The sequence below is a fragment of the Nocardiopsis alborubida genome (genome assembly GCF_012396365.1).
Lineage (GTDB): Bacteria > Actinomycetota > Actinomycetes > Streptosporangiales > Streptosporangiaceae > Nocardiopsis > Nocardiopsis alborubida.
In genome coordinates this window covers 1-17,280 of sequence record NZ_JAAXPG010000028.1, presented here as the reverse complement: position 1 = coordinate 17,280, position 17,280 = coordinate 1, and the positions used below count along the sequence as shown (strand labels likewise).

General features: G+C 74.2%; 16 protein-coding genes. 1 reads left to right on the top strand and 15 read right to left on the bottom strand.

Annotated features, from left to right (window positions below; translation table 11 throughout):
- Positions 1 to 70: 70 nt before the first annotated feature.
- The 10 genes from HGB44_RS24620 to HGB44_RS24575 all read right to left on the bottom strand — a co-directional run bounded on the left by HGB44_RS24620 (position 71) and on the right by HGB44_RS24575 (position 10,178).
- Positions 71 to 829, bottom strand: coding sequence for a MerR family transcriptional regulator (locus HGB44_RS24620; RefSeq protein WP_013152311.1), 759 nt, complete (start codon positions 827 to 829; stop codon positions 71 to 73).
- Between the two features lie 325 nt (positions 830 to 1,154).
- Positions 1,155 to 2,642 (bottom strand): DEAD/DEAH box helicase, encoded by a 1,488-nt coding sequence (locus HGB44_RS24615; RefSeq protein WP_061080080.1) that lies wholly within the window; start codon positions 2,640 to 2,642, stop codon positions 1,155 to 1,157.
- A 248-nt stretch (positions 2,643 to 2,890) separates the two neighbouring features.
- The gene (locus HGB44_RS24610) at positions 2,891 to 3,094 is read right to left on the bottom strand and encodes a cold-shock protein (protein ID WP_061080081.1); all 204 of its coding nucleotides are present in this window, start codon (positions 3,092 to 3,094) and stop codon (positions 2,891 to 2,893) included.
- Between the two features lie 460 nt (positions 3,095 to 3,554).
- A complete protein-coding gene (locus tag HGB44_RS24605; protein WP_061080082.1) occupies positions 3,555 to 4,547 on the bottom strand; it encodes a sigma-70 family RNA polymerase sigma factor in 993 nt (330 codons plus the stop codon).
- Between the two features lies 1 nt (position 4,548).
- The gene (locus HGB44_RS24600; protein WP_061080083.1) at positions 4,549 to 4,932 is read right to left on the bottom strand and encodes a VOC family protein; all 384 of its coding nucleotides are present in this window, start codon (positions 4,930 to 4,932) and stop codon (positions 4,549 to 4,551) included.
- Between the two features lie 10 nt (positions 4,933 to 4,942).
- A complete protein-coding gene (locus HGB44_RS24595) occupies positions 4,943 to 5,332 on the bottom strand; it encodes a VOC family protein (RefSeq protein WP_061080084.1) in 390 nt (129 codons plus the stop codon).
- A 54-nt stretch (positions 5,333 to 5,386) separates the two neighbouring features.
- Positions 5,387 to 7,132 carry an MFS transporter gene (locus HGB44_RS24590; RefSeq protein ID WP_061080085.1) on the bottom strand — a complete coding sequence of 582 codons (1,746 nt, stop codon included), beginning with the start codon at positions 7,130 to 7,132 and terminating at the stop codon, positions 5,387 to 5,389.
- Between the two features lie 132 nt (positions 7,133 to 7,264).
- Complete coding sequence (locus HGB44_RS24585) at positions 7,265 to 8,116, bottom strand: ABC transporter permease (protein WP_061080086.1); 852 nt, start codon at positions 8,114 to 8,116, stop codon at positions 7,265 to 7,267.
- Positions 8,113 to 9,069, bottom strand: coding sequence for an ATP-binding cassette domain-containing protein (locus tag HGB44_RS24580; RefSeq protein WP_061080122.1), 957 nt, complete (start codon positions 9,067 to 9,069; stop codon positions 8,113 to 8,115). Before HGB44_RS24580 ends, HGB44_RS24585 begins: the two co-directional genes overlap by 4 nt.
- Positions 9,070 to 9,341: 272 nt before the next feature.
- Complete coding sequence (locus HGB44_RS24575; RefSeq protein WP_061080087.1) at positions 9,342 to 10,178, bottom strand: alpha/beta hydrolase; 837 nt, start codon at positions 10,176 to 10,178, stop codon at positions 9,342 to 9,344.
- Between the two features lie 327 nt (positions 10,179 to 10,505).
- On the opposite strand from HGB44_RS24575, the gene HGB44_RS24570 reads away from it, so the two are divergent.
- Positions 10,506 to 11,555: an NAD(P)-dependent alcohol dehydrogenase gene (locus HGB44_RS24570; protein ID WP_061080088.1), complete on the top strand. Its 1,050-nt coding sequence runs from the start codon at positions 10,506 to 10,508 to the stop codon at positions 11,553 to 11,555.
- Between the two features lie 131 nt (positions 11,556 to 11,686).
- Here HGB44_RS24570 and HGB44_RS24565 read toward each other — a convergent pair whose 3' ends face one another.
- Genes HGB44_RS24565 through HGB44_RS24545 form a run of 5 tightly spaced genes read right to left on the bottom strand, consistent with a single transcriptional unit; the run spans position 11,687 to position 17,088 of the window.
- Positions 11,687 to 12,490, bottom strand: a complete 804-nt coding sequence (locus HGB44_RS24565; protein ID WP_061080089.1) for a DUF1295 domain-containing protein — start codon at positions 12,488 to 12,490, stop codon at positions 11,687 to 11,689.
- Entirely contained in the window at positions 12,490 to 13,752 is a 1,263-nt protein-coding gene (locus HGB44_RS24560; RefSeq protein WP_061080090.1) for an SAM-dependent methyltransferase, read from the bottom strand. Before HGB44_RS24560 ends, HGB44_RS24565 begins: the two co-directional genes overlap by 1 nt.
- On the bottom strand, positions 13,749 to 14,999 hold the full coding sequence (locus HGB44_RS24555) for an SAM-dependent methyltransferase (RefSeq protein WP_061080091.1): 1,251 nt from the start codon (positions 14,997 to 14,999) through the stop codon (positions 13,749 to 13,751). The genes HGB44_RS24560 and HGB44_RS24555 overlap by 4 nt, the downstream gene beginning before the upstream one ends.
- Positions 14,996 to 15,805: a DUF1365 domain-containing protein gene (locus HGB44_RS24550; protein ID WP_231972382.1), complete on the bottom strand. Its 810-nt coding sequence runs from the start codon at positions 15,803 to 15,805 to the stop codon at positions 14,996 to 14,998. Before HGB44_RS24550 ends, HGB44_RS24555 begins: the two co-directional genes overlap by 4 nt.
- Positions 15,802 to 17,088: an NAD(P)/FAD-dependent oxidoreductase gene (locus tag HGB44_RS24545; protein WP_061080093.1), complete on the bottom strand. Its 1,287-nt coding sequence runs from the start codon at positions 17,086 to 17,088 to the stop codon at positions 15,802 to 15,804. The genes HGB44_RS24550 and HGB44_RS24545 overlap by 4 nt, the downstream gene beginning before the upstream one ends.
- Positions 17,089 to 17,280: the final 192 nt, after the last annotated feature.

The following is a 17,280-nucleotide window of genomic DNA, read 5'->3' as shown; positions in this document are numbered from 1 at the left end:
CCAGCGCCTCACCGCGCCTCCCGGCCGGGCGGGACCGGTGACCGCGGGCCCCGGCGGGCCACCCGGCCGTTCAGGGCCGCTGGTCGGCCTGCTGGTCGGTCTCCAGATCCGCCACCGCCGCGCGGGAGAGGCGGTTGAGGACGTCGAGCTGGGCGGGGTTGTACAACTCGTTCAGCGCTGTGGCGAAGGCCTGGGCGGCCTTGTGCCGGTCGATGGCCGTCGGGGCCTGGGTGATGCGCAGCTCCGGGCGGTCGGACAGCAGGGCGCGGGAGGTGCGCGACAGCCGTTCGGTGAGCTCGCGGCGTGTCCGCTCGTCGGCGTCGGCGGGCAGGTCGTTGAACTCCTCGTCGGCGGGGCAGGAACCGTGGGCCCGCACCAGCTCGGCGAAGGCCCGCTGGGTCTGCGGTGTGAACAGGCGCGTTATGACCGCGGTCAGGGAACGGTCGGCCTCGGTCATCGCGGTCTCGGCGGCGGCCTGGGCCACGTCGGGCGGCAGTTCGGTCGGCCCGGGCGCGCGCAGGGCCAGGGCCAGCTCCGCGCGCATCCCCTCCAGGCGCTCGATGGCCTGGGCGAGTTCGCCGTCCAGGGCCCGCAGCTCCTGTTCGGGGTAGGCGTCGGCCTCGCCCATCTGGGCGATCTGCACCAGGGAGAACCCCAGGTCCGAGAGGCGTTTGACGCGCATGACCCGCACCAGGTGCTCGACCTTGTAGCGCTTGTAGCCGTTGGCGCCGCGCTCGGGCTCGGCCAGCAGGCCGACGTCGTGGTAGTGCCGCACCGTGCGCAGGGTCGTTCCGGCCAACTCGGCCAGTTGACGGGTGCTCCACGCCATGACGGCCCCCTCCGCGCTCATGGTCTGACGACCGCTGCTCCACCCGGAACGCTAGTGCAGGCTCCGCGGTCCCCGGACCGCACCGCGCGTCCCGCGGCGGAGGGTGCCCCCCGAGGGGGCCGCTGGACGCCGTGCCGCCGCAGGAGCCACCCGACCCTGCGCGTCGACGGCCTGGGATTCCGGCTCGCCGGATCGCTGTGAACCGGGCGGCGCGCCCGTCCGGTACGGCCAGAGAGCCGTGTGCCCGGCCGTGGATCTCCACGACCGGGCACACGGGGACCGGACACCGGGAACCGGTGCCCGGGGCGCTTCCGAGGAATACGGGCTAGGCCGGGCGGCGGGGGCCGCGGCGGCGCGAGGCCGACCCGCCGCGCGAGGCCGAACCGCCGCGCGGGGCCGACCCGCCGCGCGAGGCCGATCCGCGGCCGCCCTGGCGGCGCGGCTCCTCCCGCGGGCCGCTGGGCAGGGACACCGGGACCCCGGAGGGCTCCCGGGCGCCGGTCACCCGAGCCAGCTCGGGGTCGCCGGCGCTCACCTGGGCGACCTGCGCGTCGATCCGCGCCCGCTGCATCAGCCTGGCCATGTCACGACGCTCGTTGGGCAGCACGAGCGTGACCACGCTGCCCGTCTCACCCGCGCGGGCGGTGCGCCCGCCCCGGTGCAGGTAGTCCTTGTGGTCCGTGGGCGGGTCGATGTTGACCACCAGGTCCAGCCCGTCCACGTGGATGCCGCGCGCGGCGACGTTGGTGGCGACCAGCGCGGTCACCGTGCCCTCCTTGAACTGCTTGAGGGTGCGGGTGCGCTGGGGCTGGGACCGGCCGCCGTGCAGCGGTGCCGCGCGGACGCCGCTGTTGAGCAGGTGCTTGGCCATCCGGTCCACGGCGTGCTTGGTGTCCAGGAACAGGATGACCTGTCCGTCGCGGGCCGCGATGTGGGTGGCGGTGGTCTGCTTGTCGATGTGCGACACGTGCAGGACGTGGTGCTCCATGGTGGAGACGGCGCCCTCGGACGGGTCGACCGAGTGGACCACCGGGTCGTTCAGGAACCGGCGGACCAGGGTGTCGACGTTGCGGTCCAGGGTGGCCGAGAACAGCATGCGCTGTCCCCCGGCGGGCACCTCCATCAGGATCGCGGTGACCTGCGGCATGAAGCCCATGTCGGTCATCTGGTCGGCCTCGTCCAGGACGGTGACGTCCACCTGGTCCAGGACGCAGTCGCCGCGCTCCATCAGGTCGCGCAGGCGGCCCGGGGTGGCCACAACCAGCTCCACGCCCTGACGCAGGGCGCGGGCCTGACGGCTGATGGGCATGCCGCCCACCACGGTCGTCGTGCGCACGCGCAGCGAACGGGCGTAGGGGGTGAGCGAGTCGTTCACCTGCTGGGCGAGTTCGCGGGTGGGGGCGAGCACCACGGCCAGGGGGCGGTGGGGGTCGGCCACGCGGCCCTCCAGCCGGGCGAGCAGGGCCAGCCCGAAGGCCAGCGTCTTGCCCGAACCGGTCTGGCTGCGGCCCAGGACGTCGCGCCCGGCCAGCGAGTTGGGCAGCGTCGCCGCCTGGATGGCCGACGGTGTGGTCAGGCCCTGGCGGGCCAGCGTCGACTTCAGCGGCGCGGGCATCTCCAGGTCCTGGAAGGCGTGGACCGGGTCGAGCGCGGGGGTGGTGGAGACGGGGAGCGCGAACTCTCCGGAGGAGCGTCCCGCCTGGCGTCCGCCGAAGCCGCTGCGCTGGGGGCGGCCGCTGGACTGGTGGGGGCGCTGACGGCCGTAGCTGCCGGAGGGACGGCCGCGACGCGCGTTGGTGCGAGGTTGGTTCATATGGGGCCTTTCGCCGCCGACGCGTGCCTGGCGGGAAGCCCGCGGGGGGCTTCGGCGTGTGACACCGGGTGTGCGCCGGAAAGAGTCTTGGATCCACGGCCCGCACGGAGAACCCGGGGTCGTGGCGGAGAACCGGACCCGCGCCTGTCGGAGAACGACGGCCAGAAGAGCGGTCCGGGAAAAGCAAAACCGGGGAGGGGCCACCGCCGCGAGGGCGGGCCCCTGCCCCGGAAGGAGTCTCAGCTCAGTCAGATCAGGGTGATGTTGTCGGCCTGAAGGCCCTTGGCACCCTGGGTGACGTCGAAGTCCACGGCCTGGCCCTCCGCGAGCTCGCGGTAGCCGTTGGCCTGGATGGCGGAGTAGTGGGCGAAGACGTCGGGGCCGCCGCCGTCCTGCTCGATGAAGCCGAAGCCCTTTTCACCGTTGAACCACTTGACCTTGCCGGTCGCCATGGGAGTTCCTCTCGTTCGGGAGTATGAAGAAAACCGCGGTCTGACGATTTTCCCGTCACTGCGGCAATAACCCGAAAAAGATGTACATCCAACGGGAATCACGACTGCAACTCCACTGAATCTAGCACAGATTTTTCCAGCTGCCCCAGAGTGACCATGTGTCACATGGCACCGAAAAACGTGGTAACGATCCGCCTGGAAAACGTGTTGGCTCCGACTCCCGTGCGTACGGCCGGGCCCCAAGCGCGCACCCCTCACGCGTGGGAATCATGCGTCTGACCAGCGGAAATACCAGCGGCGAACCCCCGGCCCTCCGGTCCTACCGCGTGCGCGGGAAGGAAAATCCCCTGACCGGCGAACCCACCGGCGCCAGACCCCCGGCCCCCGACTTTTCGCACTCCGGACACGGATCCGTCCTCTCTGCGACCGCCGACGGCCGCCCGCGTGTCGCGCCACCGCCTCAGCGGCGCGGGGACAGCACGGCGGGCAGTCCGAAATGCCGGAAGAGCGCGGTGTCGAAGAACATCACCGCGTGGGAGACCGCGCCTCCCCCGGCTGCCAGCTCCAGCACCTGGATCCCGAACGCCCGGTGGGCGCCGTCGCCGCCCCGCATGTACAGCGCGAAGGCGTGCTGCCCGTTGGCGGCGGTCGGCACCAGCGCCAGGTCGCCCGGGCCGCTGGCCGGGCAGTGGGCGGCGATGAGGCGGCCGACGTGCTCGGCGCCGCGCACCCACGTGGCGAAGGGCGGCATCTCGAACACCGCGTCGGCGGTGAACAGCTCGGTGATCGCCGAGATGTCGTAGGACTCGAACGCGTTGACGTACCGGGCCAGGACCTCGCGCTGCTCCGCCCGGGGCTCGGCGACCTCCTCCTCGGTGGGGGTCACCCGGGCCAGCTGGGCGCGGGCCCGCTGGAGCAGGCTGTTGACCGCGGGGACTGAGACACCGAGGGTGTCGGCGACCTCGGCCGCGCTGTAGCGCAGCACGTCGCGCAGGATCAGCACCGCCCGCTGCCTGGGTTGCAGGTACTGGAGCGCGGCGACCAGGGCCAGGCGCACGCTCTCGCGCGCGGCCACGACCGCGCCGGGGTCGTCCGCGCCGACCAGGACGTCGGGCACCGGCTCCAGCCAGGGCAGCTCCGGGCGGTCGGCGAGTTCGCCCTCGGGCTCGGCGGTGGGCCCGCCGAGCCCGGTGGGCAGGGGCCGCCGCTGACGCTTGTCCAGGGCGGTCAGGCAGGCCGTGGTGGCGATCCGGTGGAGCCAGGTGCGCAGGCTGGATCGGCCCTCGAACCGGTCGTAGGCCTTCCAGGCGCGCAGGTAGGTCTCCTGCACCAGGTCCTCGGCGTCGTGCACCGACCCCAGCATGCGGTAGCAGTGCGCGAACAGCTCGCGCCGGTAGGGGTCGGCGAGACTCATGAAGTCCTGGTCGGACGCGTGTTCCACCACGACCGTCACGTTACGCCTCCTGTATGACGGAACACACGTTCCCGAACGGGTCGGCGAACCACGCCACCGTCGGGACGCCCCGCGAGATCCCCTTCCCGTCCTGGTCGAAGCCCTCGTAGCGGAGCATCCCGACGCCGCGGCGGGAGAGCTCGTCCACGACGGCGTCGATGTCGTCCACGGGCAGGTTGAGGACGGTGAAGCCCGCGGGCTCGTGGTCGGGCTTGGGGTAGACGAGGATCGCCCGCCCCTCCCCCAGGTCGATGCTGAGCAGGCCGTGCTCCTCCATGCCCTCGACGGGCCCGACCGAGAGCCCGAGGGTGGTGCCGTAGAACTCCCGGGCCCGGTCGGGGTCGGGGACGGCGAAGGAGCCGAAGGCCCTGGTGGTGTCGAACACGGTCTTCCCCCTAGCTCTCGCGCGCCATGGCGGCGCGGTGCTCGTCGCTGAGCTGGATGATCTGGACGTGGTTGCCGTCGGGGTCGACGGCGGTGCCGAACAGGCTGCCGTCGCGGTCCTCCAGGGGCGCCAGCCACCCGGTGCCCCGCGCGTCCACGCGGGCGGCGACGGCGCGGGCGTCGTCCACGTCGACGTTGAGGATCATGCGCGTCGGGTCGCCCGCCTTGGGGGCGACGTCGTCCCGGCGGTCGATGAGCAGGTGGAAGGTCCCCAGGCGCAGGACGCGGTAGCCGTCCATGTCGACGTCGTCCTGCGGGGAGAGGACGTCGGCGTACCAGTCGTGCAGGCGGTCGGGGTCGGTGGTGGCGAGCAGCATGCCGTCGAGGTTGGGGCGTTCCATGGTGTCCTCCGGGTGGTGTGGTGTGCGGGTCCGCGGCGTCCGGTCCGGGTCGTCTCAGGTCCGGCGCTCGGTGCCGCTCACCCGTACCGACCCGTCGGCGTCCGCGGACTCATCGGCCAGCGGCGGTTCTCCTGCCACCGTTTTCTCGGCGGGGTCCGCCTCCGGTTCCCCTCCCGTCAGCCGCCCGTCCGCCGGGCCGGGCGCCGGGGCGCTCCCGGGCCCGGCCGCGGGTGTGTCCGCGGTCCCCTTCCCCGAGGCGTCCACCGGTTCCTCCGCCGGTTCGCGCTCCTGAGGCGTCCCCGACGGCGCCGAGCGCAGCAGGACCACGGCGGCCGTCCCGAACACGGCCATGGCCGCGCAGCCGATCACCCCGACCAGGTTGATGCCGGAGGTGAAGGCCTCGCGCGCCGGACCGAGCAGGCTCTCGGCCAGGCCCGCGGGCAGCTCCGCTGCCGCGGCCACGGCAGCGGGCAGGGTCTGGCCCGCCTCCTCGGGCACGCCCTCGGGCACGGTCATCCCGGCGCGGTAGACCGCCGAGGCCAGGCTGCCCAGCAGGGCCACGCCCATGGCGACGCCGAACTCCCCGCTGGTCTCGGACATGGACGCGGCGGCCCCGGCCCTCTCCCTGGGCGCCGAGCCCACCACGATGTCGGTGACCAGCGCCGCGCCGGGGCCCAGCCCCACCGAGGCCAGCAGCAGCCCGGCGACCACGAGCGGTGTCCCGCCCTCGACGGGGACCAGGAACAGCAGGGCGAACCCCGACGCGGTCACGAACATGCCGCCGCCGATGACGTTGGCCCGGCCCACGCGGGCGGCCAGCGGCCCTCCGGCCATGGTGGCGGCGATCATCGCCAGCGCCGGGGGCACCTGCCACATCCCCGCGACCAGCGAGGAGTGTCCGGCGACCATCTGGAGGTACTGGCTGATCAGGAGGAACGTGCCGCCCATGGTGACCGCGCCCGCCATCATCACGCCCAGCGCGACGCCGAAGGAGGGCTGGCGGAACAGTCCGAGGTCCAGCAGCGGGTCGGGCAGGCGCAGCTGGCGGCGGGCGAACACCGCGCCCATGGCCAGCCCGAAGGCGAGGCAGACGAGCGGGCCGAGGAGCGGTCCGCCCTCGGCGACGGCCTTGAGGCCGTAGACGATCGGCAGGATGGCGGCCAGGGACAGGGCGACGCTGACCAGGTCCAGCCGCCCGGGGTCGGGCGCGCGGTGCTCGGGGAGCAGCAGGGGCGCGCACACCAGGAGCAGCAGCATGACGGGGACGCCGAGCAGGAACACCGAACCCCACCAGAACCACTCCAGGAGGAGCCCGCCCACGACCGGGCCGATGGCGGTGCCGCCCATGAAGCAGCTCGTCCACACCGAGATGGCCACGGCGCGCTGCCGCGGGTTGACGAACATGTTGCTGATCAGGGCGAGGGTGGAGGGCATGAGGGTGGCCCCGGCCACGCCCATGAGTGCGCGGGTGGCGATGAGCGCGGCGGAGCTGGGAGCGAAGGCCGCGGCCACGGAGGCCACCCCGAAGGCGGCGGCGCCGATCATCAGCAGGCGCCTGCGGCCGATGCGGTCGCCGAGGGTGCCCATGGTGATGAGGAACCCGGCGATCATGAATCCGTAGACGTCCATGATCCACAGCAGCTGGCTGCCGGAGGGCCGCAGGTCGGCGGCCAGGTGGGGCAGCGCCAGGTAGAGCACGCTCATGTCCAGGGAGAGCAGCAGGGTGGGCAGGGCCAGCACCCCGAGCCCGAGCCACTCGCGCCCTCCCGCGCGTGCGGGGGTCGGCTTCGCGCCGTTCATCGTCGTCTTCCTCGTCCGTCGGATCCGCACGGTGCGGTTCGTTCGTGTGTACGGACTCGGAAGGCGTCGGGAACTCATCGGCCCGGACCGGAGGCGTTCCGGGCGGTGCCGTGTCAGTGCCTCATCGCTGCCTCAGCGGCTCAGCCTCCGGTAGCGCCGCAGCGCCAGCGGCACGAAGACCATCATCAGTACCAGCGGCCACACCACCGCCATGAGCAGCGCGTTCTGCGCGATCCAGGAGTCGTTGGCCGCCACAGGGTTGCCGAACAGCTCGCGGGCCGCGATCACCGTCGCCGACAGCGGGTTCCACTCGGCCACCGGCACCAGCCAGTCCGGCATGGTGTCGGTGGGCACGAAGGTGTCCGCGACCATGGCCAGCGGGAAGACCAGCGAGAAGAACTTCATCGCCGCCTCCGGACTGCGCACCACCAGCCCCAGGTAGATGCCGATCCAGGTGAAGGCCAGGCGCAGCAGCAACAGCAGCCCCAGTGCCGCCAGCGCGGAGAGCGGGCCCTCGTGCCACCGCCAGCCGACCAGCAGCCCCATCCCGGCCAGCACCGCCAGGTCCACCACCGCGGAGAGCACGTCGGCCAGGCTCCGCCCGGCCAGCAGCGAGGCGGGGGCCATCGGCAGCGTGCGGAACCGGTCGACCACGCCGCGTCCGGCGTCGGTGACCACAGCGATCGTGGTGTTGCCGATCCCGAAGGCCATGGTCAGCGCGAACAGCCCCGGCATCAGGAACTCGCGGTACTCCTCGCCGGGCGCGTCCATGACCGCGCCCATGGCCTCGCCGAAGACGAAGCCGAACAGCAGCACGGCCAGGACGGGCACCATCAGCGTGCCGACGAGTTCGTCGGGCTTGTACACCAGGTGCAGCAGGTAGCGGCGCGCCACCACCCAGGTGTCGGCCACCGCCCAGCGCATCCGCGCCAGGGCCCCGGGCTCCTCCGGGACCGGCCGTTCCACCTCGGTCACGGACATCATGACGCCTCCTCCTCCGTGCCCTGGCGGCCCGTCAGGCCCAGGAACACGTCGTCCAGTGTCGGGCGGCGCAGGGCGATGTCCTCCACGTCCAGCCCCGCCTCGTCCAGGGCGCGCACCACCTTGGCCAGTCCCGCGCCCCGGCCGTCGAAGGGCACGGACACCCGCAGGGCGTCGGCGTCCACCTCGGGCAGCGCCCCGGCCACGCGGCCCAGGACCTCCGCGACCCGCGGGAGCGCGTCGGCGTCGGTGACCACGGCCTCCACCCGGCCGCCCCCGACCCGGGTCTTGAGCTCCTCGGGGGTGCCCTCGGCGATGACCCGCCCGGAGTCGACCACCGAGATCCGGTCGGCCAGGCGGTCGGCCTCCTCCAGGTACTGGGTGGTCAGCAGGACGGTCGTGCCGCCCTCGGCCAGGTCGCGCACGGACCGCCAGACCTCGGCGCGGCTGCGCGGGTCCAGGCCCGTGGTGGGCTCGTCCAGGAACAGCACGGCGGGGTCGGGGATCAGGCTCGCGGCCAGGTCCAGGCGGCGGCGCATGCCGCCGGAGTACTCGCGCACCGGCCGGTGGGCGGCGTCGGTGAGGCCGAACCGCTCCAGGAGTTCGGCGGCCCGCGCCCGCGCCGCCCGCGCCCCCAGGTGGTGCAGGCGGGCGAACATCTCCAGGTTGCGCCGCCCGTCGAGGACCTCGTCGAGCGCCGCGTACTGACCGGCGAAGCCGATGCGCGAGCGCACCCGCGCGCTCTGGCGCGCCACGTCGAACCCGGCGACGCGCACCTGCCCGGAGTCGAAGCGCAGCAGGGTGGCCATGACCCGTACGGCGGTGGTCTTGCCCGCGCCGTTGGGCCCCAGCAGCGCGTGCACCGCGCCGGGGGGCACCTCCAGGTCGAAGCCGTCCAGGGCGGCGCGTCCGCGGGCTCCGGGATAGGACTTGCGCACGTCCCGGGCCAGGATCACCGGGTCGGCGGCGCGGTGGCCGGGGGAGAGTCCGCGGACGGCGCCCTGCTCGGGGGAGGGCCCGCGGACGGCGCGCCGGTCCTCGGCGGGGTCCTCGTCCGCGGGGCGCCCGGGGGCACGGCGGACGGCACCGGCGTCAGCGGCACGGGGGCCGGCGCCGGGGAGCGCGGGGTCGCGGCGGACGGCACCGTCGGCATGGTCGTCAGCGACGCGGTGACCGGTGACGCGACCGTCGACGGGGCCGTCGCCGACGGCGGGGGTGCGGGAGGGTCTCACGACGCGGCCTCCGTGACCGGGGCCCCGGGCGCCGTGCGCGGGCGGGTCCGCTGGACGGGCGCGTCCGGCCGGGTGACCTCGGCGTGGCGGCCCAGGCCGATACGGGCGATGTTGCGCACCGACTCGCTACCCTCGGTGTAGTAGGAGCAGTGGCCGGGGATGGGGCCGGTGGCGAAGGCGGTGGCGCCGAACCCGGGGCGCAGCGGCGAGGGCCCGTGGCCCAGGTCCCGCCAGCGGCCCCGGGGGAAGAAGCGGATCCAGTCCGCGGGGCCCAGCGCCGCCCACAGGTTCCCGGTGAAGCCCAGGTCGGCGACGGAGTTCCCGCCCATGCCGGGGCTGCCCAGGGCCACGCAGTCGTCCACGCGCCCGTGCCGCAGGGCCAGTCCGCACACGACGGTGCCGTAGCTGTGGCCCACCAGCGTGATGCGGGCGGTGCGGGGCAGGAAGGACGTCAGGCGGGCCAGGTCCTCGGCTCCGCGTTCGGCGGGGCCCCGGAAGGCGGCCTCCGCGAAGCCGCGCGGGGTGTCGTAGCCGACCCAGACCACGACGGCGGAGCGCTCGCCGGGGGCGAGGGCCTGCATGGTGCGCAGGACCGTCCCCCCGTTGACCCGGGGCCGGGTGGGGCGGTTGGCGTCGAAGTAGTTGCCCAGGTAGTTGTCGTTGCCCGGGACCAGGACCACGATGTGGTCGGCGGCCGCCACGTCCCCCAGCGCCTCGACGATGCGCCCGTCTCCGGTCTCGTCGTGGGCCAGGAGCCGCAGGCCGTGCCACTCGCGTTCCTCGTAGCGCAGGGGTGTGGAAGGCGAAGCGTGACGTGGGCCCGCCGCGATCATGACTCTCCAGGGGAAGTTCGGGTGCCGACAGGTGGGGGACGGTGCTCCTCACGCTAGGTCCGCGACGGGGTCGGCCTCCATGGCGCTGTCCCCCCGAACCGGGTCTGGCGTCGACCACCCGGCTCCGTGGTGGTGGCACTACTCCCAGCCGTACAGTGCACGACAGAATCCGGATGTAACCGACAAATAAGACCGGACGCTTTCGGGTAGATGCGTGGGCAGACAGCCGTGAACTGGACGGACAGCGTCGAGCGGCCATACGGACACCGGGAGTGCCGTCGTCGTGCGCGCCGGTGTCCGCTCTCCGCGAGAGCCTGGAGGTACTCCATGCGAGCCGTGGTCTTCGAGAACTACGAGCGGTTCCCGTCACTCACCGACGTTCCCGAGCCCGAGCCGGGTCCGGGCGAGGTGCTCCTGCGGGTGGCGGGAGCGGGCGCCTGCCACTCCGACGTCAGCGTGTACCGCCATTTCAAGGAGGGGCAGGTGGGGGCGCAGAAACCGCCGTTCGTCCTGGGGCACGAGAACTCCGGTTGGGTGGAGGCGCTCGGCCCCGGTGTGAGCGAGCGCGTGCGGATCGGCGAGGCCTACATGGTCTACGGCCCCATCGGCTGCGGGCACTGCCGCATGTGCGCGCAGGGGAAGGACACCTACTGTGAGAACGCCGCGACCATGCCCTACGCGGCGGTGGGGCTGGGGCGCGACGGCGGGATGGCCGAGTACGTGACCGTGCCCGCCCACCACCTGGTCCCCCTGGGCGACGCCGACCCCGTCGACGCCGCGCCGCTGTCGGACGCGGGCCTGACCCCGTACCACGCCATCAAGCAGGCGCTGCCGCACCTGGAGGGCGGCGGTCGGCACGCCCTGGTGATCGGTCTGGGCGGGCTGGGGCAGATCGGCGTGCAGATCCTGCGGGCGCTGACCGGCGCGACGGTGATCGCCACCGACGTCAAGGCCGAGCCGCGCGCCTGGGCCGAGCGCAACGGCGCGGTCACCGTGGGGACGGGCGAACGCCAGGTCGAGGAGATCCGCGAGATCACCGGGGGCCGGGGCGTGGACGCGGCCTTCGACTTCGTGGGCATCACGCCGACCATCGCGACCGCGGCGGCGTCGATGGCCCAGGGCGGGCGCCTGACCGTGGTGGGGATCGCGGGCGGCACGCACGAGTTCTCGTTCTTCACCAACGCCTACGAGTCCTACATCACCAACACCTACTGGGGGACGGTGGGAGAACTGTGGGAGGTGGTGGACATGTACCGGGCGGGGCAGATCCGGCCGGAGGTCGAGCGGTTCACCCTGGACGACGCCCTGGAGGCCTACCGGAGGCTGGAGGCCGGGGAGGTCTTCGGCCGCGCCGTGGTGGTCCCGCACCAGGGCTGACCGCCCCGGGCGCTCCCGGGGGTCCGGGGTGCCGAGGCGCCGGGCTGCCGGGATGCCGCGCCCCGGCGGCCCGTCCCGGTGCCCTCCCCCTTCCGTGAGGGCCCCGGGACGGGGGTCCGCTTCCCGGGGGCTCAGCCCCGGCCGGGCGGCGTCGGCACGAACGCGCTCGTGCGCCGGGCGTACTCCGCCCACCCGGGACGACCGGCCATGTGCTCGTCCAGCAGCCGCTGGCCCGAACCCCGGGTCAGCAGGTAGGTCATCACCACGGGCGCGGGCAGGGTGAGCAGCACCCACCACGACCCCGACAGCGCGACCAGGAACAGCCCCCACCACACGCACGCGTCGCCGAAGTAGTTGGGGTGGCGGGTCCACGCCCACAGGCCGCGGTCCATGATCCGCCCGCTGTTGGCGGGGTCGCGCCTGAACCGGGCCAGCTGGGCGTCTCCCACCGTCTCGAACACGAACCCCAGCAGCCACACGGCCGCACCGGCGGCGGCAAGCCACACCTGAGGGGACCCGAGGAGGGGCGCCCCGGTGTGCACCGCCGCCTGGACCGGCATGGCGACGAGCCACACCAGGAACCCCTGGAGCAGGTAGACCACGCGCAGGGCGTAGGCGTTCCGGTTGCCGGGAGCCCGGTCCAGCAGGCGCTCGTAGCGGGGGTCCTCGCCCCTGCCCCGGCTCCGCAGGCCGATGTGCACGGCCAGGCGCACCCCCCACACGGTGGTGAGCCCGGCCAGCAGCCAGACGCGGGCGGGGTCGCCCGAGGCGGTCAGGACGCCGACCACCGCCACGGCGGTGAACCCGAGCCCCCAGGCAGCGTCCACCACGCTGTGCCTGCCCAGGCGCAGCGCCAGGGCGAAGGTCGCGAGCATGAGCACCAGCACGGCCAGGGCGGACGACCCGAGGGTTGCGGCGAGCGCGAAGGTGCCCATCAGCGGCTCTCGGCGCGGTCCGGGCGCACGGCCAGGACCTGGTCCACTCCCATGCGCCCCTCCTCGAAGGCGAGCGCGCCCCCGGCCAGGTAGAGCCGCCACACGCGGGCGGTCTGCGGTCCGGCCAGGGCCACCAGCTCGTCGAAGCGGCGCTCCAGCACCTCCAGCCAGGCGCGGGCGGTGCGCACGTAGTGCTCGCGCATGGCCCGCACGCCGCGCACCTCCAGTCCGGCGCCCTCCAGCAGCCCGACCGTCTCGCCCAGGGGGCGCATGTGCATGTCGGGGGCGATGTAGCGCTCGATGAACGGGCCGCCGCCGGGCTGGGATCCGCGCCGCGACATCTGCTGGACGAGCAGGCGCCCGCCGGGGCGCAGCCGGTCGTGCAGGCGGCGGGCGAAGGGCGCGTACTCGTCGCGGCCCACGTGCTCGCCCATCTCGATGGTGGCCACGGCGTCGAAGCCGTCGTCGGTGACGTCGCGGTAGTGCTGGAGGCGCACCTCGACCAGGTCGGCCAGGCCCTCCTCGCGGACGCGGGCCGCGACGTGGTCGCGCTGGCGGGCGGAGAGGGTGACGGCGGTGACGCGCGCGCCGTGGCGGCGGGCGGCGTGCAGGGTGAGCGATCCCCAGCCGCACCCCACGTCGAGCAGGCGGTCGCCCCCGTCCAGGCGCAGTTCGCGGCAGACGAGGTCGAGCTTGTCGCGCTGGGCGTCGGCGAGGGTGTAGCCGGGGTCGTCGCTGGTCCAGTAGGCGCACGAGTAGGCCATGGACTCGTCCAGGAGCAGCTCGTACAGGTCGTTGCCGGCGTCGTAGTGGTGGGAGACGGCCGCGGCGTCGCGCTCGCTGGAGTGCGGGCGCCCGCGCAGGCGCGCCTCGGCCTGCGGGGCGGGCGGCGGGGTGCCCACCGCACCCAGGGCCAGGAGGGTGCGGGCCGCGCGGGCCCACTCGGCGGGGCCGGGCAGCGAGGTGCCGTTCTCGCGCACGCTCGCCCACACCCTGCTCAGGGCGTCGGTGAGGTCGCCCTCCACGTCCAGCGATCCGGTGACGTAGGCGCGGGCCAGGCCGAGCTCTCCGGGGCGGGCCAGGATGTGGCGCAGGGCGTCGCGGTCGCGCAGCACCGCCAGCGGGGCGTCGGCGGGACCGGCCTCGCTGCCGTCCCAGGCGCGCAGCCGGACGGGGAGCACGCCGTTGAACAGCCCGGCGGCCAGGGGGGCGAGGAAGTGGGCGGCCCCGCGGGGCGGGGCGGGGGTCGCGGTGGTGCTCAACGGGCCTTCTCCATGGTGATCTGCTCGACGTCGATGATTCCGGCCAGGAAACCGGCCTCGCAGTAGGCGAGGTAGAAGGACCACATGCGGCGGAAGGTGGCGTCGAAGCCGAGGGCCTCCACCTGTTCGGCGGCGTCGGTGAAGGCCTCGCGCCACACGCGCAGGGTGTCGGCGTAGTCGCGGCCGAAGGACAGCCGGTCGGTGATCCTCAGGGAGGTGTCCGCCCGCAACCGCTCCTCGACGGCGGTGACCGAGGGGATGAGTCCGCCGGGGAAGACGTACTTGTGCATCCAGGTGTAGGAGCCGCGCGAGGCGCGCATCATGGCGTGCTCCATGGTGATGCTCTGGAGGCCCACGCGTCCGCCGGGGCGCACGAGCCGGTCCAGGGCGGCGAAGTAGGCGGGCCAGTAGCGTTCGCCGACGGCCTCGACCATCTCCACGCTGACCACGGCGTCGTAGGTTCCGGTGACGTCGCGGTAGTCGCACAGCCGGACGTCGACCCCCTCGGAGAGCCCGGCGGCGGCGACGCGTTCGACGGCCAGGTCGCGCTGCTCGGCGGAGAGGGTGACGGTGGTGACGCGGGCGCCGCGGCGGGCGGCGCGCACGGCCAGCTCGCCCCAGCCGGTGCCGATCTCCAGCAGTTCGACGCCTTCGGCCACGCCCGCGGCGTCCAGGAGGCGGTCGATCTTGCGCTCCTGGGCGCGGGGCAGGGTGTCGCGGTCACGGGCCTCGCCGTCCTCGAACAGCGCGGAGGAGTAGGTCATCGTCCGGTCGAGGAAGAGGGCGAACAGGTCGTTGGACAGGTCGTAGTGGTGGCTGATGTGGCGTTTGGCCCCGGCGCGGGTGTTGCGGTCCGAGGCCGGTCTGCGGGGCAGGGTGACGTGGCGCAGGGGTTGGAGGGGGCGCGGCACGAGGTTGTCGTAGTCCGCGGCCAGGCGGGTGAGCAGGGCGACGACGTCGGGTGAGTCCCACTCCCCTGCCATGTAGGACTCGCCGAGGCCGATGAGACCGCCCGCGGCCAGGCGCCGGTGGAAGGCGGCGGGGTCGCGCAGCTCCAGCGTGGGCGCGCCGTCGTCGGCGCCGGGCGCGGCGGAGCCGGTGCGCACGCGCACGCCCGAGCGCGCGGTGGCGCGGCGGACGATGGCGCGGGCGACGGCCGCGCGCAGGCGGCCTCCGGGCACCCGGGCCACGTCGGGCCAGCGGCGCGCGTCCAGGGGCGGGCGGGTGTGGGGGCTGGTCGTGGTCATGGCCGTGTCCTGGCCTTCCGTTCGGTCGCTGGTGTGTGCGTGTCCCCGCGCGGTTGGACGGGCAGCCCGCGCAGGTAGAGGCCGATGCCCTGGCGCCGGATGCGCAGCGCGTCGACCAGCGGCGCGAGGGGGTGGCGCAGCGCCCTGCGCAGCAGGGACGCGGTGGTGGCGGGGCGTCGGAGGCCGTGCACCGAGGCGGTGAGGGGCGGGCGCCCGTCGCGGTGCAGGGCGACGGTGAGCGCGAGGCGTTCACCGGGTTCGGGGAGGCTGAGGCGGTAGCGGCCGTCCACCGCGTTGAACGGGGAGACGTACATGGCCTTGTCCGCCTCGGCCCGGCCGCGGCCGTCCACGTCGAGGACGTAGCGGTGGCGCTGGCCGTAGGTGTTGTGGACCTCGGCGACGACGCGGCGCAGGCGGCCGTCGCGGTGGTGGCACCAGTAGACGGTCAGGGGGTTGAACACGTGGCCCAGGACGCGGGCGTGGGCGAGCATGAGCACCCGGCCGCCGTCGAGGTCCACGCCGTGCGCGGCGAGGAGGGCGTCGATGTCGGCGCGCAGCTCCCGCGCCCAGCCGTCGGCGCGCTCGCGGCCGCGGCGCGCGGCGCGGGCCGGGACGCGGGCACCGTCCGCGGTGTGGTCTCCCGCGCGGAACCCGGCCAGGGCGCGCAGCGGCCAGCGCGGGCGCGGCGGGTCGTCGAGGTCGACCAGCCAGTAGTAGGTGCCGTAGGCGAAGGCGTTGCGGACGGGTTCGGAGCGCACGTGGCGGACGGTGGCCTCGTACAGTGCGGGCGCGGGGGAGGGCGTCACCAGTGCACTCCCAGGCTCGCGGCGGCGCGGGCCCCCGAGCGGCACCCGTCCTCGTGGAAGCCCCACCCGTGGTGGGCCCCGGCGAAGGCGACGACCCGGTCGTCGAGCTCGGGCAGCCGCCGCTGCGCGGCCAGGGAGGCGGGGGTGTAGACGGGGTGCGCGTAGTCCATGGCGGCCACGACCCGGTCGGGGTCGACCTCGTCGGCGCCGTTGAGGGTGACCACGTACTGTTCGTCGGCGTCCAGGCGCTGGAGGCGGTTCATGTGGTAGCTCACGCGCACGGGTCCGGTGTCGGGCTCGCAGGAGGCCAGGCGGTGGTTCCAGCTGGCCCAGACCTCCCGGTCGGCGGGCAGGACGGAGGCGTCGGTGTGCAGCAGGGTGCGGTTGCGCGAGTAGCCGAAGGCGCCGAGGACCTCGCGTTCGGCGTCGGTGGGGTCGGCGAGCAGGGCCAGGGCCTGGTCGGCGTGGGTGGCCACGACGGCGGCGTCGAAGTCCAGGGCCTCGCCCCCGGCGCGCAGCCGCACCCCCTGGCCCGTGCGGGCCAGGGAGGTGACCGGGGTGCCGGTGCGCACGGCGTGCAGGTTCTTGGCGACGCGCTCGACGTAGGCGTGCGAGCCGCCGGTGACGGTACGCCAGCGGGGCGAGCCCCACACGCTGAGCATGCCGTGGTTGGCCAGGAAGGAGAACAGGTAGCGGGCGGGGTAGTCGGCGGCGGTGCCCGGCGGGCAGGACCACACCGCCGACACCAGCGGGAGCAGGAAGTGCGCGACCGTGTAGGGCGTGAACCGGTGGCGGCGCACGAAGGCGCCGAGGGTGGGCTCGGCCGCGCCGGGGGGCGGGGTCGCGGCGAGCAGGCGCCGGGCGGCCCGGTGGAAGCGGGGGATCTCGGCGAGCATGCGCAGGTAGGCGGGGCTGCGCCGAGAACGGTGGGGGAGCATGGCCCGCACGCCGCGCGCGCCCGCGTACTCCAGGCCGCAGCCCCGGCAGCTGACCGACATGCTCATCTCGGTGGGCTGGGTGTGCACGCCGAGTTCGTCGAACAGGCGCAGCAGGTGGGGGTAGGTGCGCCTGTTGTGCACGATGAAGCCGCTGTCGATCCGCAGCTCGCCGCCCGGTCCGCCGTCGATCCGGTGGGTGTGGGCGTGCCCGCCCAGGCGGTCGTCGGCCTCGAACAGGGTGACGTCGTCGTCCCGGTGCAGGACGTGCGCCGCCGTCAGTCCGGCGACGCCGGAGCCGATGACCGCGACCCTGCGTCGGCGGAGGGTGTGCTGCCCTGTACCCAATGCGTCCTCTTCACTTCCGGGGGTTGTGTGGCGGAAGTGATTCGGTACCGGGAACCAGGCGGATTGGTCCACATGGTCACGAAAAGGTCTCGAAGGGGCGGAGGCGGGTGCGGGGGGCGGTCGCGCCGGAGGCCAGGGCCGCCGGGTACGGGCGCCCTGGTGCGCGGCCGGGGCGTTCGCCGGGGCCGGAAT

What these genes read in the sequence shown, in the direction of transcription:
- HGB44_RS24620 (WP_013152311.1), bottom strand. Translation starts at nt 829, where the DNA reads ATGGCGTGGAGCACCCGTCAACTGGCCGAGTTGGCCGGAACGACCCTG.
- HGB44_RS24615 (WP_061080080.1), bottom strand. Translation starts at nt 2,642, where the DNA reads ATGAACCAACCTCGCACCAACGCGCGTCGCGGCCGTCCCTCCGGCAGC.
- HGB44_RS24610 (WP_061080081.1), bottom strand. Translation starts at nt 3,094, where the DNA reads ATGGCGACCGGCAAGGTCAAGTGGTTCAACGGTGAAAAGGGCTTCGGC.
- HGB44_RS24595 (WP_061080084.1), bottom strand. Translation starts at nt 5,332, where the DNA reads ATGGAACGCCCCAACCTCGACGGCATGCTGCTCGCCACCACCGACCCC.
- HGB44_RS24590 (WP_061080085.1), bottom strand. Translation starts at nt 7,132, where the DNA reads ATGAACGGCGCGAAGCCGACCCCCGCACGCGCGGGAGGGCGCGAGTGG.
- HGB44_RS24585 (WP_061080086.1), bottom strand. Translation starts at nt 8,116, where the DNA reads ATGATGTCCGTGACCGAGGTGGAACGGCCGGTCCCGGAGGAGCCCGGG.
- HGB44_RS24575 (WP_061080087.1), bottom strand. Translation starts at nt 10,178, where the DNA reads ATGATCGCGGCGGGCCCACGTCACGCTTCGCCTTCCACACCCCTGCGC.
- HGB44_RS24570 (WP_061080088.1), top strand. Translation starts at nt 10,506, where the DNA reads ATGCGAGCCGTGGTCTTCGAGAACTACGAGCGGTTCCCGTCACTCACC.
- HGB44_RS24565 (WP_061080089.1), bottom strand. Translation starts at nt 12,490, where the DNA reads ATGGGCACCTTCGCGCTCGCCGCAACCCTCGGGTCGTCCGCCCTGGCC.
- HGB44_RS24555 (WP_061080091.1), bottom strand. Translation starts at nt 14,999, where the DNA reads ATGACCACGACCAGCCCCCACACCCGCCCGCCCCTGGACGCGCGCCGC.